This window comes from Kitasatospora sp. NPDC032150 (assembly GCF_055579945.1).
Map to the genome: position 1 here is coordinate 66496 of NZ_JBVIMH010000007.1, position 16131 is coordinate 82626.

The window sequence follows — 16131 nt, forward strand, 5'->3', positions numbered from 1 at the left end:
CCGCCGTGCACCCCTCACCCGTACGCCCCCGACCCCTCCCTCCTAGGAGTCGCACCATGGCAGTCCAGCCGCCTCCCGCAGACCAGCGGATCGTCATCGAGAACGCCGCGATCGCCACGGTCGACGCCGACGACACCGAGTACGCCCGCGGCCACGTGGTCCTCCTCGGCAACCGGATCGAGTCCGTCGGCGGTGGCCCCGCCCCGAAGTGGCTGGACAACGTGGTGCGCCGGATCAACGGCGAGGGCCACCTGCTCACCCCGGGCCTGGTCAACACCCACCACCACTTCTACCAGTGGATCACCCGGGGGCTCGCCCAGGACCACGTCCTCTTCGACTGGCTGGTCGAGCTGTACCCGACCTGGGCCCGGATCGACGACCGGCTCGTCCACGCCGCCACCCAGGGCTCCGCGGCCGCGCTGCTCAAGTCGGGCTGCACGACCGCCGGCGACCACCACTACGTCTTCCCGCGGGGCGGCGGCGACATCCTCGGCGCCTCCATCGAGGCCGTCCAGGAGCTCGGTCTGCGCTTCACCGCGCTGCGCGGCTCGATGGACCGCGGCCGGAAGGACGGCGGTCTGCCGCCGGACCACGCGGTCGAGCGGACCGAGGACATCCTGGTCGCCTCCGAGACGGCCGTTGACAAGTGGCACGACGCCTCCTTCGACTCGATGCTGCACATCGCCATCGCCCCCTGCTCACCGTTCTCGGTCTCCACCGAACTGCTGCGGCAGAGCGCCGAACTGGCCCGCCGCAAGGGGGTGCGGCTGCACACCCACGGCTCCGAGACGGCCGAGGAGGAGGAGTTCTGCAAGCAGCTGTTCGGCATGGGCCCGACCGACTACTTCGAGTCCACCGGCTGGCTGGGCGAGGACGTCTGGATGGCGCACTGCGTCCACATGAACGACTCCGACATCGCCAAGTTCGCCGAGACCGGCACCGGGGTCGCGCACTGCCCCTCCTCCAACGCCCGCCTCGCCGCCGGCATCGCCCGGGTCCCGGACATGCTCAGCGCCGGCGTCCCGGTGGGCCTCGGCGTGGACGGCAGCGCCTCCAACGAGTCAGGTGAGCTCGGCACCGAGCTTCGCAACGCGCTGCTGATCAACCGGCTGCACGGGCGTCCCGACGCGCTGACCGCCCGTCAGGCGCTGCGCCTGGGCACCATCGGCGGCGCCCGGGTGCTCGGCCGCCAGGCCGAGATCGGTTCCATCGAGGCCGGCAAGCTCGCCGACCTGGCCCTGTGGAAGATCGACGGCATCATGCACTCCTCGATCGCCGACCCGGTCGCCGCCCTGGTGCTGGGCGCGCTGCCGCCGCTGACCGCCCTCTTCGTCAACGGCAACGCCGTGGTCGAGCGGGGCAGCCTGACCACGGTGAACGAGGACCGGATCGCGCTGGCCTGCGCCCGCGCCGCCAGGGAGCTCGCCTCCCGCGGCTGATCCCACCGGACTCCGGGGCGCGCCAGGGACGCGCGCCACCCGGCCCCCCTTCGGGGCGGCGCAGTGCGGCCCCGGCGGGGGGTGGATGGACTCCGGCTCAGTCGAGCAGCCGGTATGCCGGCAGGGTGAGGAAGTCGACGAACTCCTCGGCCAGCGCGAGCTTTTCGAAGAGTCCGGCGGCCTCGGCCCAGCGCCCGGACGCGTAGGCGGCATCGCCCGACTCGGCGCGCAGGGCGGCGAGTTCCTCGACCACGAGGCGGCGGACCAGCTCCGCGGTGGCCCTCTCGCCGGTGTCGGACAGGACGACGCCGTTGTGGATCCACTGCCAGATCTGCGAGCGGGAGATCTCCGCGGTGGCGGCGTCCTCCATCATGTTGAAGATTCCGACGGCGCCGAGGCCGCGCAGCCAGGCCTCGATGTAGCGGATGCCGACCTGGACGGCGTTGTGCAGCCCGGCCCGGGTGCAGGAGCCGCCGGCACCCGCGATGTCGAGCAGCTGGGCGGCCGTGACGGGCTCCTCGGAGCCGGGGTTGTCCTTCTGGTCCGGCCGTTCGCCCAGCACGGCGTCGAAGGAGGCCAGGGCGATCGGGACCAGGTCGGGGTGGGCCACCCAGGAGCCGTCGAAGCCGCCCGCTGCCTCGCGGTCCTTGTCGGCCCTGACCTTCTCCAACGCGGCCGCATTGACCTCGGGGTCCTTGCGGGACGGGATGAAGGCGGCCATCCCGCCGATGGCGTGGGCACCGCGCCGGTGGCAGGTCCGCACCAGCAGCCGGGTGTAGGCGGCCATGAACGGCGAGGTCATGGTGACGCTGTTGCGGTCCGGCAGGATGTAGTGCTCGCCGGCGTCGCGGAAGTTCTTGACGATCGAGAACAGGTAGTCCCAGCGGCCCGCGTTGAGCCCCGCGGCGTGGTCGCGCAGCTCGTAGAGGATCTCCTCCATCTCGAAGGCGGCCGTGATGGTCTCGATCAGGACGGTGGCCCGGACGGTGCCGTACGGGATGCCGAGCTCGGCCTGCGCATGGGTGAAGACGTCGTTCCAGAGCCGGGCCTCGAGGTGGCTCTCGGTCTTGGGGAGGTAGAAGTAGGGGCCCGGGTTGGGATCGTCCGCACCCCTGGCCAGCAGCCGCTTCGCGTTGTGGAAGAAGTAGAGGCCGAAGTCGAAGAGGGCGCCGGCCACCGGGACGCCGTCGACCAGCAGGTGGTTCTCGTCGAGGTGCCAGCCGCGGGGGCGGACCACGACGGTGGCGAGTTCGGCGGCGGGCCGAAGAGCGTAGGTCTTGCCCTGCGGCGAGGTGAAGTCGATCCGGCCCTCGAAGGCGTCGATCAGGTTGAGCTGGCCGGTGACCACGTTCTCCCAGGTGGGCGCGGTGGCGTCCTCGAAGTCGGCGAGCCAGACCTTCGCGCCCGAGTTGAGCGCGTTGACGGCCATCTTGCGGTCGGTCGGTCCGGTGATCTCCACCCGGCGGTCCTGCAGCGCGCGCGGTGTCGGTGCGACCTTCCACTCACCGGCGCGGATCTCCGCGGTCTCGGGCAGGAAGTCGAGGGTGCCCGACTGGGCAATCTCGGCGCGGCGGGTCTTCCGTCGGGCCAGGAGCTCCTGGCGGCGTCCTTCGAAGGCTCGGTGGAGCCCGGCCACGAAGGCGACCGCCTCGGCGGTGAGCACCTCCTCCGCGCGGGGGACGCGCGGACCGGCGACGACGATCGGTGCGCCGGAGGCCCCTGACTGAGGGCGGACTGGGGGCTCCTCCGGCCGGAGGCTGGGACTCTGAGGGCGGACTGGGGACTCCTCCGGCCGGAGGCTGGGGGCAGGGCCCTGATCTGCGGCCATGGCAGAACAACTCCTTGGACGGTTGAGCCGGCGAAGGGAGCTCCGGTGGGAACTCCCTCGATCAACTGAACCCGCCTACCAGCGGGTTCTGTTCTGTAAAGTGGAGACTAGTTTCCGCAATACAGAATTTCAACGTTTTGTTGAGTGATTGCGGGGACTCAACGCCTCCTCCGACAGCGAAGGGAACGCCGGTGGCCAGCACCCCCGCCACAGCACCCACAGGGACCGACCGCGCGACCGGCGGCGTCCAGTCCGTCGAACGCGCCTTCCAGCTGCTGGAGGCACTCGCCGACGCCGGCGGCATCGCCACCCTGAGCGAGCTCTCCGCCGCCTCCGGCCTGCCGATGCCGACCATCCACCGGTTGATCCGCACCCTCGTCCAGCAGGGGTACGTCCGGCAGGACACCGCCCGCCGTTACACCTTGGGCCCGCGGCTGATCCGGCTCGGCGAGACCGCCGGGCGCCTGCTGGGCAGCTGGGCCCGCCCGTACCTGGCCGAGCTGATGGAGGCCACCGGTGAGACCGCCAACCTGGCCGTCCTGGAGGGCGGCGAGGTGGTCTACGTCGGCCAGGTGCAGTCGCGGCGCTCGATGCGGATGTTCACCGAGGTCGGGCGGCGGGTCCAACCGCACTGCACCGGCGTCGGCAAGGCGCTGCTCGCCCAGCTCCCGGAGGACGAGGCCCGGGCCGTCCTCGGCACCCAGCCGCTGCAGTCGCACACCCCCTTCACCGTGACCGACCCGGCGCTGCTCTTCGAGCAGTTGACGCTCTCCCGGGAACGCGGCTACGTGGTGGACGACCAGGAGCAGGAGATCGGGGTCCGCTGCATCGCGGTGGCCGTGCCGGGCGCCCCGACGCCCACCGCGCTCTCGGTCTCCGGGCCCGAGGCGCGGATCCGGGCCCTGGAGGCACAGGAGGGGGACACCGCGCTGGTGCCGGTGATGCTCCAGATCGCCGCCAGGCTCGGCCGGGTTCTCGCCCCCTGAGCAGTCGCCGGACACCGGCCCGCCACGGGACCTCCGCACACCCGGCCGAGGTCCCGCCGCACCGGCCCGGGGCCGGCGCCCGCCCTGCTCAGGTGCAGCCGCTGCCACCCGGGCCGCCGAAGAAGATGTACTCGTTCCACGGAGCGGGCGCGGAGCCGACGATCACGGTGAAGCAGTTCGGCGACGTCTGGGACGGGGTCAGTTTCGCGAACTGGGGGACCCCGCCCGAGTCGACGTAGTAGATGTCGCGCTGGTAGGCGGCCACCTGCCAGCCACCGCTCGCGAACGCGCCGCTGCCCATCGGCGGCCATGCCGTGCGGTCCACGACCTCACCGCCGAAGTCGACGTCCGTGGCACCGGTCGCGAGCGGGCCGCCTCCGTACAGCGTGGCCGGGTAGTAGCCCACCGCGTTGGCCGCACTCAGGCCGTTGACGTAGAGCCACCAGTTCCCGGCGATGAGCTCCCAGGCCACTTCCAACTCGTACTGCGCGCCGCCCGGGACGCTCACCGGACCGACCGTTCCACCGATCATCCAGGCGGGATTCGTCTGGACGAACGCGGAGCAGTCGAGGTTGTAGCACCCGGTGTTGGCGTAGCCGTCGGCCGTCCAGTAGATGAAGAACACCGGCTGCGTGGTCCCGTACTTGTCCGGGAACACCTGGAGCCCGCATTCGACGGTCTGCACCGGCGAGCCCCCGGCGATCCACAGCTGGGAGAGCGAGAAGACCTGTGAACCGACATTGGGGTCCCAGATGTTGAGGACGGTGTGCGTACCGATGGTCCCGACGTTCTGGAAGGCGTGGGCGTACTTGTGGATGTTCGCGGCGATGTCAGGCGGACTCAACCGGGGGTGGCGCCCGCTGCCCTGGGGACTCTTCTGGAAGAAGCCCCGCACCGAACCCCTCCGCCACAGCTCTTCGAGGGTGACCCGGCGCATCGCGATGGTGCCGGGCGGGCACGACATCGAATGGCCGAACTTGTCCGACCGGCCGGAATGCAGCTGCGGCTGGACCGGATTCGCCGGCGCGGCGGCCCCCGAGGACGGCAGGGACGAGGCGTCGGCCGGGATGGCCGGGCCGTCCGGCACTCCCCTGAGCGCCGGCTGGTCCCCGATCGGGATGCAGTCGAAGACCTGCCCGTTGTCGTCGACGAAGCTGTGGGTCACCTCGATGCCCGCGTAGAGCTCAGTGACATGCCGTCTCATCGCCGCGAACGCCTCCGCGTCCACGACCGCGGCCGCGGCCGCGGTGTGCGAACGGGCCGCGTAGTCCTCGTACCGGGCCGACTTGATGGCGTCGATGAACCTTGCGAAGCTGGGGAAGTTCAGGTCGTCCTGACGTGCCATGATCATTCTCCGTCCTGCGTCAGTGCGATCGGCACCGCGGCCGGGGTCAGGGCGATCGGCAGGGCGGCCGAGCCCCGGCCGACGGCACCCCGACCGGTGCAGGGCGAACAGGCCCGCCGGACAAGGCGATTGCAACCCTGCCGCGACCGGGAGACGGCTCCGCTTCCGGCCGCGGGAGCGTAGCGGGCGCAGGCCCGGTCGTCCCTTCTCGGCCCCGCACGGGCAGTGGCCCCGAGCGGACGGCACGCCGCAGCACTCCGCGGTCGACTGCCCCGTCCCGCCGCAGACCGATCTCGGCTACACGATAACCCCAGCCCCCACCAACTTCCCGTTGGAGCTAGCCGGTTGTGGAACGTGCAACCGACTCCCGGCCGGGCCGCACCGAGTGCCGGCGGGCGTCGCCAGCGGCGCCGCCGCACCCGTTCCCGCTCAGTCCAGGACCGGGGCGCCGAGCTGGGCGACGGAGACCTGGAAGACCGTCAGTTCGGGCTCGGAGCCGACCTGGACGAAGAGACGGGGCGCCGCGGCCAGCCTCGGGTTGGCACGGACCGCGTGCAGCGACTCCAGGTCCCGCCAGAGCGACTGCACCCGCCACCGCCCGCCGGGCCCCCTCAGCAGCTCGGTTCTGATCAGTCCGTCCGGCAGTGGACCGGCCACCAACTCCCGGTAGGAGTCCACCAACTCGGCCTCCCGCTCGACTGCCACCACCGCGCTGACCTCGCTCAACACCCGTCCGGACATCGCTATCACCTCCGCAGATCCAGGCTACGCCGCTACATTGGGTGGCCGGCCCGGCACTCTTCGGAGGTGGATGGCGGTGGCCCGGATCAGGACAGTCCGATGGACGATCACCGCAGCGGCGGTGGCGGTACTGGCCACCGCGACGGGCGGCCCGGCGGCGACGGCCGCACTGCCGTCGGACTCCGACCTGCTGCTGGTCCGGCCCGGCCCGGCCCCGGCGCCACAACCGGCGGCGACACCAGGCGATGCCGCCGCCGAACTCGTCCGACCAGGCCAGCGCCCTGCCGGGAACGGGCGGACCGTCCCGCGCGACCGGCGCGGCGGCGAGGGCCGAACCGGCCCTGACCGGCCCGCCGGGCGCGGGGCCGCCAGCGGCGCCGGCCTGGCCCGCGAGCGGGACGGCCGCCAGGGTGGCGGCACCGGCCGCAGCCAGCAGCAGGGAGGGGGTCGCGGTCATTCGCATGACGAACTTCCCCTGCGACGCCTGGGAGGCGGTCCACCGGACCCGGTGGGGCCGGCCGGCGGAGCCCGGCGGGCCGGAGCCGAGCCGGACGCGGCCCGCCTCGCCCTCGCACCGGTGGCGCGACCGCCAGCCGCCGGTCCTCACGCGGATGTCCGGGGACCCAGCCGGTACGGGATGCTCGGTCCGGCCGGCGGCCAGGTACCACCGGCCGTGGCGATGGCGGCGGCCTCCAGCGCCCCGGCGGTGAAGACGGTACCGCCGCCCGGCCTCCGGTTCTCGTCGAGAACGCCCGGCCCCCTCCGCCGCCCCGGGCGGACGGACGGGCCGGCGGGTGCGGACGCCGTCCGCGCGGCGATCGGATGGGCGCGGGCGGCGGGGCGCGACGCGAGCCGAAACGGCCGGTGACGCCCCATCACCAACCAGGGGCAACGGACGGTGGTACGGCGCTTGTCAAGAAGGTTTTGCGCTGGTGATCATCCGGCAAAGTCCTTTTCTTGACGCTTCCATGACGCCCTGACTGACCATCACACTCAAGGTATGACCATCACTCTACGCGCGTGGAAGACCCGCGCCGCCTCTGTTGCCACCATCGCCCTGATCACCCTGGCGCCCACCGCCTTCGCCGCCACCGAGGCACACGCCGACGTCAGCGGCACCATCTGCCAGAGCAACCTGCCGAGCCAGGCGGACGACACCCTCGCCCTGATCGACCAGGACGGCCCGTTCCCGTACTCGCAGGACGGCGTCGTCTTCGGGAACCACGAGGGCGTTCTGCCGTCCGAGCCCTACGGCTACTACCACGAGTACACCGTGATCACCCCCGGTTCCCGCACCAGAGGCACCCGGCGGATCATCACCGGCGAGGGGAACCAGGAGGACTACTACACCTCGGACCACTACTCGACGTTCCGCCTGATCGACTTCAGCTGCTGACCCGGCCGGCTCCTCGGCCGGTGGTCCGCCGGCACCGGCACCGCGCTGACCAGGCGCCACGGCACGGCCTCGACGGGGCCGTTCGGAAATTCGACGGCGGATTCCGGCGGCGCGTCGGATAGGTTGGTGGGTGCGACCGGCCCGGTCGCACCCACCGACCGACTCGCCAGAGGATCACCCAGACGATGACCGCGCCCCTGCCAGGCTTCGCCGGACACACCTACCTGTTCCAGGTCGACAACGGTGCCGCCTTCCGCAATGCCTACTCGGCCGACGGTACGCGTCTGCGCTGGGAGGGCCTCGGCGAGTCCGCCGGCCAGTGGGAGGACGTCGAACTGCACGTCGCCGAGGTCGGCCCGCAGATCTACTTCGTCAGCTGGACCGAGGCGAGCGGCCTCACCGTCAGCCATGTCATGGACCTCGCCAAGCTGACGGTCCGCGCCTTCTGGACCTACGAGGGCGAGGGCGGCCGGGTCGGCGAGCTGCACACCGGCACGCTGGAGCGGATCGCCTGACCGCTACTGGGCCGTGACCCTGAGGTGCTGGGAGAGGAACTCCAGCGCCGGGGGCAGCAGCCGGCCCCAGGTACTGAAGTTGTGGCCGCCGCTCGGCAGGTTGGCGGTCGCGACGGCCATCGGCTGCTGGACGGCGGCGGCGAAGGCGTCCGTCCGCTGCTTGTAGTCTCCGTCGCCCTCGTCGGTCCCGGCCACCATCACGGAGACCGCGGGCTTGGGCAGGTTGTTCAGCCGCCAGACCAGGTCCGCCTCGCTGCGGCGCTGCTCGCTGCCCTTGAACAGGTCACCGGTGGTGGCGTCCTCGGCGGCCTTGTAGTAGCCGGAGAGCGAGACCCCGGTCAGGAACGAACCGGGGTTGCGCATCGTCAGCTTGAGCGCGCAGTAGCCGCCGGTCGAGTCGCCCATCACGCCCCAGGCGTGCGGGTCCGCGGCCACCCGGTAGCTGGTCTCCATCACCTTGGGCACGTCCTTGGCGAAGTACGTCTCGGCCTGCGGCCCGCCCGGGACGTCCTCGCACTCGGTGTCGGTGGGCATCGCCGGGGAGGGCCGCATCAGGACCAGGACGGTCGGCTGCATCTTGCCGGACCGCATCAGGTCGAGCGCGGCGCCCGGATAGTTGAGCCTGGTGATCAGGTTCTTGGCGTCCCCGGGGTAGCCGGTCATCACGATCGCGGCCGGGAACCTGGCGTTCGCGTGGTCGGGCCGGAAGTACTGCGGCGGCAGGTAGACATAGGCGTCCGTGGCCAGCCCGGTGGCCGGTCCGGGGATGCGCACCGCGTCGATCCGTCCGACCTGCCCGGGGTCGTGGCCAGTCACCTCGTCCCCCTCGACGGTCTCCTTGCCGAGCAGCTGCACCGTGGCGGTCTTCGCCGTACCGCTCTCGCGGCTCGTACCCGAGCCGCTGCTCACCGTCACCTGGCCCTGGTTCCCGGTGCCCAGCAGGTCGTCCCAACTGCTGTAGAAGGCGAAGTAGTTGTTGGCCGCCAGGGCCAGCGCGCAGAGCACCGTGAACTGGGTCACCAGCAGCGCCCCGATCCGGCCGAGCACCGACCGCCAGCTCGTCCTGGCCAGCCTCGGCCACAGCCACACCGTCGCGGTCATCGCCAGTACCGCGGCCAGTATCGCCAGCGCCAGCACCTTGTGGCTCGTCAGCCCCATCGTCCTGCTGCTCCCGTGTGCTCCGGACGGCCCGACGGCCGGACGGCCCGTGCGTGATGGGCGGTCCGTGTGTGGCGGACGGCCCGTGCGTGATGGACGGCCCGTCGACGGGCCTATGCCCGAACTTACGCCCGGAGGGGGCTGCGCGGTTGCGGCGGGGTGGCGGTGAGGTTGCCGCGGGCCGCCCGGCCAGTGGCCAGCACCGCGCGCAGCTCCTCGCGGGTCACCACCGGAGGCACCGGTGGGGTCGACGGCCGGCACCCGGTTCCAGAGCTCCAGGGCGGTCCGTTCGGTGTGCGCGGAACGCGGGATCCCGGCCGCGTTGACCAGCGCGTCCAGACCGCCGAGCCCGTCGACCGCCTCGGCCCCCAGGGCCTTGACCGAGTCCTCCTCCGGGGCGTCCAGCACCTCGGTGATCAGCCGCTCGGCCGCGCCGGCGCGAGCCGCACTCCGGGCGGGGTCAGATCGGGACGACGGCGACCGGGCAGTGGGCGTGGTGGAGGACCGCGTGGACGGCCGTACCGAGGCGGAGGCCGAAGTGGGGGGCCGGCGGGTGGCGGGCGATGACCAGGAGCGCGGCCTGGCACGAGGCGTCCACCAGGGTGCCGGCGGTGGCACCGGCGAGGTGTTCGAGCCGGACGGGGATGTCGGGGAAGTCCTCGCAGACCGGGTCGCAGGTGCGGTGCAGCAGCTGCTCGTGCAGCTGGGACTCCTCGCCCAGTTCGTCGATCATCGGCGCCGCGTGCGCGACGTCGGCGACCACCGGCGACCAGACGTGCACGGCCCGGACCGGCAGGCCGGAGCCGGCGGCCGCGCGGAGCCCGAACCGCAGTGCCTCGCCATCCCGTTCGTCCCGGATCGCCACCAGGATGTACTCGCCCGTGGCGGGCCCGGGCCGCACCACGACGGTCGGGCAGCTGGAGTGGGCGCAGACCCGCAGGCTCACGGAGCCGAGCAGCAGGGAGGCGAAGCCACCGTGGCCCCGGGTGCCGACGACGGCGAGTTCACCGTGTTCGGCGGCGGTGAGGATGGCCATGGCCGCTTCCCGGGGGACCACGTCACCGGTCAGGTGCAGACCGGAGTGCGCGGCGGCCAGCTTGCCGAGCGCCTCGTCCAGGACGTCCTGGGCGTTCTGGAGGATGAGGTCGGTGACGGCCTCGCTCGCCCGTGGGGAGAGCGTGACGGTGCCGGTGTTGACCGCGTGCACCAGGTGCAGGGAGCAGCCGCGCCGTTCGGCCTCCTGAGCGGCCCACTCGGCGGCGGCGGCCGCCTGCGGCGAACCGTCCACCCCGGCGACGATGCCCGCAGGGGATCTGTTCATTCTCGGCTCCCGGAACCGCTCCATGCCCTGCGTCGGCCCGTGCCGCGTCATCGGTTCCGGGCCGTCCCGCAGGGCCCTGGTACCAGGATGCACCGCCGCGCCTGCCGGGGAGACCTCGTCCGCCGGGGCCCGGCCCCGGGCCTGCGGCACCAGTGGCGGTGACCCTCCGCGCTCGCCTGCCCGCCGCTCCGCGACGTGTCCGGCGGCGGCCGGTGCACGGCGCCGTGGTTCAGGCGAAGGCCAGTGCGCGGGCAGGGTTGGCGCGGAAGACCAGTTCGGGCAGCTCGGGCCCGAACTCCCGTGCCAGGCGCGGACGGAGCGCGGTCAGCAGGTACGGCATGCCGGGGTTGCCACGGGCCGCCGAGGTGGTGGTGTCACCGCCGAGCAGCAGGCGTTCGGCGTGGCCGGCCTCGGTGAGCGCGGCCAGGGTGTCGAAGAGGTGATGGTCGGTGGCGTGGTTGATGCGCGACGGCCCGTCGAGGGCGACGTACGCGCCGGACTCCGCGGCCCGGCGCTGCAGGCGCAGGTCCGGGAAGCGGTTCAGGTGGCCGAGGATCACCCGGTGCGGCGGGACGCCGAGGCGGCCGCAGAGCAGGTCGAGGACGTCGAGGGAGCCGGTGCCCAGTTCGTGGTGGACGGCGATCGGGGCGCCGGTGGCACGGTGCGCCTCGGCCGCCGCCGTCATGGTCCAGCGGGCGTGCCGGTCCAGGCCGTGGTAGCCGCCCGCCACCTTGATCAGACCGGCCCGGCCGAGGGGACCGGTGGATTCGGCCCGGTCGGCGGGATCCACAGGCTCGGCGGGCTCGATGGGATCGATGGGCTCGGTGAGCTCGGTGACGAAGAGCCGGGCCAGGTCCAGGTCGCGCAATCGCTCCGGCGCGTAGTTGGCGGCCTGGTGCAGTCCGGTGGCGGCGACCAGGTGGACCCCGGTGGCACGGGAGAGCGCGACCAGGTCCGGCACCCGCCGTCCCATGCCGTGCGGGGTCCACTGGACGACCGCCTGCCCGCCGGCGGCGGCGAAGGCGCGCAGCTCGGCCTCGGCGGCCACCGGGTCGTCCAGCTCCTGGCCGGGAAGCACCCGGCTGCGCATGAAGAGGTGGTCGTGTGCGTCGCAGACACCGAGCTCGGCGGGGTCCAGATCGCCGAGGACGGTACGGACCGCCGGCTTGCCGCTCACCGGGCTGCCTCGGCCAGGTCATCGGCCCTGGCCTCGGTCTGGTCCTCGGTCTCGGCCTCGGCCTTGGTCTCCGCCAGCGCGGCGGCGGCCACCCGGAGCCCGGCCAGTGCCTTCGGAACACCGATGTACGGCGCGAGGTGGACGAAGACCTCGACGACCTGCTCGGCGGTCAGGCCGACCCGCAGACTGCTGCGGACGTGGCCGTGCAGCTGGGGCTCGACGCCTCCGAGGGCGGCCAGCGAGGCGAGGTTGAGCAGCTGGCGGTCGCGCAGGGTGAGGCCCTCGCGCTGGTAGGTGCCGCCGAAGAGGCTGGTGACGATCCAGTCGGGGAAGCCGGGAGCGAGTTCCTCCAGGCCCGGCAGGGTGGCCGACTGGGTCGGCCCGTCCACCAGCTCGTCGAGCGTCCGGTACCCGCGCTCGCGGTCGAGGTCGGCGGGGGTGAATGCGTGCACGGGATCAGTCCTTCCGGTCGGTGGGGAGGTGCTCGAGTTCGGGGCGGGACAGGTGCAGCACCTGGTAGCTGGTGCCGTCCTGGTCGGCCGGGGCCCTGTCCTGCTCCCACAGGGCGAAGCGCACCAGCTCCCAGCGGTACGGGTCGAGGGCCACGGCCACGGAATGCAGGCCGGGCCGCTCCAGGAGGGCGGCGAGCTCACCGGCGAGGGCCTCGTCCGGGTCCGCCCCCTCGTCGAGCCGGGTGGTGCGGCGGGTGGCGGTACGGGGTGTCAGGTCACGGGCGCGGCCGAACTCCAGGCCGGTGCCGACCCAGTGGCGGACGGGCGGGCGGCCGAAGTCCGCGCTGAGGCCGGCGAAGCCGGGGCCGCGCAGGAAGCCGGCCATGGCCTCGGCGGACCGCCAGAGGTAGAACGGCGCGTACTGGTTGACGGGTGAGGCGCCCGAGCCGCGTTCCCGGACCAGGTACGCCTTGAGGCCGAGGCCGGGCAACTGGTCCAGCAGCGGCCCCTTGGTGGCGACGCGCCGGCGGATGATCCGCATGTCGTAGTCGGCGGGCAGGGTGATCTCGTACTGCATCGCGTGCACGGTCATGTCCCCCGGATGGTCGTGTGTCGGTGGTCGCGGGCGAGTGGGCGCTGCGACGGTCAGTTGGTGCGGAGCAGTGCCAGGGCGCCGCGGACCGCCTGCCGGAAGGGCTCGGGCGAATCCGCCGCGCGGGCGAGTACGTAGCCGCCCTGGACCACGGCGGCGATGGCGGTGGCGACCTCGGCCGGGTCGGGACCGGTGGCGAACTCGCCGGCGGCCTGGCCCTCGGCGACGAGTTCGGCCAGCCGTCCGCGCAGCCAGTCGAAGGTCTCCTCGACCGGCCTGCGCAGCTGCGGTTCGGCGATCACCTCCGAATCCTGGGCCATCCGGCCGATCCGGCAGCCGCGCAGCACGTCGCGGTCGCGCAGCAGGTAAGCCTCGATGCGCTGGTACGCCGTGCCGGGACCGGAGAGCTGCTGCTCGGCGAGGGCCTTGAGGTCCTCCGCGCTCCGGCTCAGAGCGGCGGCGGCGAGGTCGCTCTTACCGCTGAAGTGGTGGTACATGCTGCCCTGCCCGACGCCGGAGCGCTGCTGGATCGCCTTGGGGCTGGTGCCGGCGTAACCGCGCTCCCAGAGGAGCTCCTGGGTGGTCTCGATCAGTCGTTCGCTGGTGCCCATGGCCCTACTGTACATACCAGTAGGTACAGAACGCCAGCAGGAACGTGGCCATCCGGTTCCGACGGCCCTCCCGGGGACAGGGCAGCTCTCGGCGGACGACCGGGGCGACCTCGGCGGCGGACAGCTCGAGCCGCTCGTGCTGACGGGCTCGGCGACCCCGGTGAGCTGGCAGGATGCTGCCATGACGTACCTCGCCGCCGATGACCGCTACTCCTCGATGACCTACCGCCGAGCCGGGCGCAGCGGCGTGCAGCTGCCCGCCGTCTCGCTCGGCCTGTGGCACAACTTCGGTGACACCCAGCCGCTGGAGGTCCAGCGCGCGGTGCTGCGCCACGCCTTCGACCGCGGCGTCACCCACTTCGACCTGGCCAACAACTACGGACCGCCGTACGGCAGCGCGGAGCGCAACTTCGGCACGCTCTTCGCCCAGGACTTCCGCCCGTACCGGGACGAGCTGTTCATCGCCTCGAAGGCCGGGTTCGACATGTGGCCGGGCCCGTACGGGGACGGCGGCTCGCGCAAGTACCTGCTGGCGAGCCTGGACCAGTCGCTGGCGCGGATGGGCCTGGACTACGTGGACGTGTTCTACTCGCACCGCCACGACCCGGACACCCCGCTGGAGGAGACCATGGGGGCGCTGGACGCGGCGGTCCGCTCCGGCAGGGCGCTGTACGCGGGCATCTCCAACTACCCCGCCGAGCAGCACCGTGAGGCGGTGGCGATCCTGCGGGAGCTGGGCACGCCGGTGCTGATGAACCAGGCCTCGTACTCGATCCTCAACCGGGAGCCGGAGGTCGGCGGCCTGCTGGACGCGGTCGGCGACACCCGGACCGCACTGGTCGCGTATTCCCCGCTCGCCCAGGGCCTGCTGACGGATCGCTACCTGAGCGGTTCGGTGCCGCCCGGGTCGCGGATGTCGGTGGGCCACTTCCTCCGCGAGGAGGCACTGACCGGCGCGAAGCTGGAGCAGTTGCGCGCGCTCGCCGAGGTCGCCGAGCAGCGCGGGCAGACCCTGGCGCAGCTCGCTCTCTGCTGGGTACTGCGGGACCCCCGGGTGGTCTCGGTGATCGTCGGCGCCAGCAGTGTCGCCCAACTCGACCAGAACCTGGACGCGTTGAGCGGTGCACTGCTGTCGGACGGGGAGCTGGCGGAGATCGACCGGCTGAGCCGCTGAATCCCCGGCGGTCGATCAGGCTTCGGCGGCCGGCCTGGCTCCCGCACCCGGCTCGGCCGCGCCAGGCGTGCTGCCGCACGGGCGGGACGCCCGGTGGGCGGGTTCGAGCGCTGCCGCTGGAGGGGGCTCGGGTCCGTCAGGCGACCGGCGTGTACTTGTAGCCGACCCGGCGGACCGTCACGATGCTGTCCCGGTACGGCGCGCCGAGCTTGCGGCGCAGCCTGGCCACGTGCACGTCGACCGTCCGGCCGTCGCCGACGTGGCCGTAGCCCCAGACTGCGGAGATCAGGTGGTCCCTGGTGTGCACCCGCTGCGGGTGCTCGGCGAGGTGGGCCAGCAGCTCGAACTCCAGGTAGGTGAGGTCGAGTTGCCTGCCGTCCACATACGCACTGCGGCGCTCGATGTCCACACTGATGCCGCGCGCGGCGGGCGCGGCGGGCGCGGCGGGCCGGGCCGCGGGGGCGGTGCCCACCGCCGGCTCCGCGGCACGGGCCGGGCCGGGGGCCGGCTGCCCGGCGGGCTGCGCGTCGGCGATCGGCCGGCCCGGGAGCGGGGCGGTCGGCTCCAGCGGGACGAGCACCAGGTACCCGACCAACGGCTGCCCGGCGGCGGCCGCCGTGCCGAGCTGCGCTCCGTACTGGGCGAGCAGGCCCGCCGGGAGCGCCGACTGCGGCAGCGCCGCGACGACGGCCGCACCCTCGGGGAGCGCCTTCAGCAGCGCCTGCGGCGCGGGCACGGGCACGGCGGCGGGCGGCTGCTGCACGGTACCGGGGTGCTGCACGGTACCGGGGTGCTGGATGGGGGCGACCGGGTGCTGCGGTGCGGTGGGGCGCCGGCGCTCGGTGACCGGGGAAACCGGGCGGACCGCCCGTAGGTGCGGGATCGCGGTCGGGGCGGACGTCGGGATGGACAGGATGGCAGTGGAGGAGGAGGACATGGTGTCGCTCTTTCGCGCGTGACGGATGATGGCGGTTCGTCTGCGCGTCCACCGGGCCGTACTGCCGCAGCTGAGTCGGCTCAGCGGGCGGAGGACCGGGACACGCGGGGTGAGCCCGGACACGTCTGGTCGAAGAGGTGCGGTTGCCGGGACGGCCAGAACGGTTCCAGGTCGCGACGGCCTTCGGCGCCGCAGTCCACGGCGCGGTCCGCCCCGGCGTCGGACCGGCTCAACCGGCCGCTTCGTACGGTCCGTTGGCGCGGCGTCGGGTGGGGTGTTCGAGTACGGCTCATGTCGCCCGATCCGGGAGGGTGTCGAGGTGCGGTGCAGGTGGCCGGGTGCCACCGGGCGCCTGGTCCCGCGCGGTCTGGGTGGGTGCGCGGGCGGGCCGTCCGGTGCGGCGGGAAGCGGAGTGCGAGGTGCTGGTGCGGAGAGCAGGTGCGAGGCCGGCAGGCCGGA

Annotated in this window: 15 protein-coding genes; 5 read left to right on the forward strand and 10 right to left on the reverse strand. The window is 72.9% G+C overall.

The features are described from left to right. Window positions 1–56 precede the first annotated feature (56 nt). The gene (locus ACZ5ON_RS10910; RefSeq protein ID WP_465588886.1) at window positions 57–1439 is read left to right on the forward strand and encodes an 8-oxoguanine deaminase; all 1383 of its coding nucleotides are present in this window, start codon (window positions 57–59) and stop codon (window positions 1437–1439) included. 97 nt (window positions 1440–1536) lie between these two features. On the opposite strand, the gene aceB is transcribed toward ACZ5ON_RS10910, so the two are convergent. Continuing rightward, complete coding sequence (gene aceB, locus ACZ5ON_RS10915) at window positions 1537–3141, reverse strand: malate synthase A (RefSeq protein WP_465589406.1); 1605 nt, start codon at window positions 3139–3141, stop codon at window positions 1537–1539. A 317-nt stretch (window positions 3142–3458) separates the two neighbouring features. Between aceB and ACZ5ON_RS10920 the strand changes: the two genes are divergently transcribed. Next, on the forward strand, window positions 3459–4253 hold the full coding sequence (locus ACZ5ON_RS10920) for an IclR family transcriptional regulator (RefSeq protein ID WP_465588889.1): 795 nt from the start codon (window positions 3459–3461) through the stop codon (window positions 4251–4253). Between the two features lie 88 nt (window positions 4254–4341). Here the strand turns inward: ACZ5ON_RS10920 and ACZ5ON_RS10925 are convergent, their stop codons facing one another. After that, window positions 4342–5598, reverse strand: coding sequence for a neprosin family prolyl endopeptidase (locus tag ACZ5ON_RS10925; RefSeq protein ID WP_465588892.1), 1257 nt, complete (start codon window positions 5596–5598; stop codon window positions 4342–4344). Window positions 5599–6027: 429 nt separating this feature from the next. Further along, window positions 6028–6339: a hypothetical protein gene (locus ACZ5ON_RS10930; protein ID WP_465588895.1), complete on the reverse strand. Its 312-nt coding sequence runs from the start codon at window positions 6337–6339 to the stop codon at window positions 6028–6030. A 1000-nt stretch (window positions 6340–7339) separates the two neighbouring features. On the opposite strand from ACZ5ON_RS10930, the gene ACZ5ON_RS10935 reads away from it, so the two are divergent. Both ACZ5ON_RS10935 and ACZ5ON_RS10940 read left to right on the forward strand, forming a co-directional pair. Further along, complete coding sequence (locus tag ACZ5ON_RS10935; protein WP_465588898.1) at window positions 7340–7735, forward strand: ribonuclease; 396 nt, start codon at window positions 7340–7342, stop codon at window positions 7733–7735. 185 nt (window positions 7736–7920) lie between these two features. After that, on the forward strand, window positions 7921–8250 hold the full coding sequence (locus tag ACZ5ON_RS10940) for a phenolic acid decarboxylase (RefSeq protein ID WP_344636968.1): 330 nt from the start codon (window positions 7921–7923) through the stop codon (window positions 8248–8250). 3 nt (window positions 8251–8253) lie between these two features. Here the strand turns inward: ACZ5ON_RS10940 and ACZ5ON_RS10945 are convergent, their stop codons facing one another. From ACZ5ON_RS10945 to ACZ5ON_RS10970, 6 genes are all read right to left on the reverse strand, one after another. After that, entirely contained in the window at window positions 8254–9408 is a 1155-nt protein-coding gene (locus tag ACZ5ON_RS10945; protein WP_465588901.1) for an alpha/beta hydrolase, read from the reverse strand. Between the two features lie 460 nt (window positions 9409–9868). Beyond that, window positions 9869–10729, reverse strand: a complete 861-nt coding sequence (locus ACZ5ON_RS10950; RefSeq protein ID WP_465588904.1) for a universal stress protein — start codon at window positions 10727–10729, stop codon at window positions 9869–9871. A gap of 229 nt (window positions 10730–10958) precedes the next feature. Next, the gene (locus tag ACZ5ON_RS10955; RefSeq protein WP_465588907.1) at window positions 10959–11906 is read right to left on the reverse strand and encodes a phosphotriesterase family protein; all 948 of its coding nucleotides are present in this window, start codon (window positions 11904–11906) and stop codon (window positions 10959–10961) included. After that, complete coding sequence (locus tag ACZ5ON_RS10960) at window positions 11903–12358, reverse strand: carboxymuconolactone decarboxylase family protein (protein ID WP_465588910.1); 456 nt, start codon at window positions 12356–12358, stop codon at window positions 11903–11905. The genes ACZ5ON_RS10955 and ACZ5ON_RS10960 overlap by 4 nt, the downstream gene beginning before the upstream one ends. Before the next feature lie 4 nt (window positions 12359–12362). Continuing rightward, on the reverse strand, window positions 12363–12944 hold the full coding sequence (locus tag ACZ5ON_RS10965; RefSeq protein WP_465589409.1) for a DUF4865 family protein: 582 nt from the start codon (window positions 12942–12944) through the stop codon (window positions 12363–12365). A gap of 59 nt (window positions 12945–13003) precedes the next feature. Next, window positions 13004–13561, reverse strand: a complete 558-nt coding sequence (locus ACZ5ON_RS10970) for a TetR/AcrR family transcriptional regulator (protein WP_465588913.1) — start codon at window positions 13559–13561, stop codon at window positions 13004–13006. Between the two features lie 181 nt (window positions 13562–13742). Here ACZ5ON_RS10970 and ACZ5ON_RS10975 point away from each other — a divergent pair, with 181 nt between their 5' ends. Next, entirely contained in the window at window positions 13743–14735 is a 993-nt protein-coding gene (locus tag ACZ5ON_RS10975; protein WP_465588917.1) for an aldo/keto reductase, read from the forward strand. A 136-nt stretch (window positions 14736–14871) separates the two neighbouring features. On the opposite strand, the gene ACZ5ON_RS10980 is transcribed toward ACZ5ON_RS10975, so the two are convergent. Further along, window positions 14872–15672: a winged helix-turn-helix domain-containing protein gene (locus ACZ5ON_RS10980; RefSeq protein ID WP_465588923.1), complete on the reverse strand. Its 801-nt coding sequence runs from the start codon at window positions 15670–15672 to the stop codon at window positions 14872–14874. Between the last annotated feature and the right edge of the window lie 459 nt (window positions 15673–16131).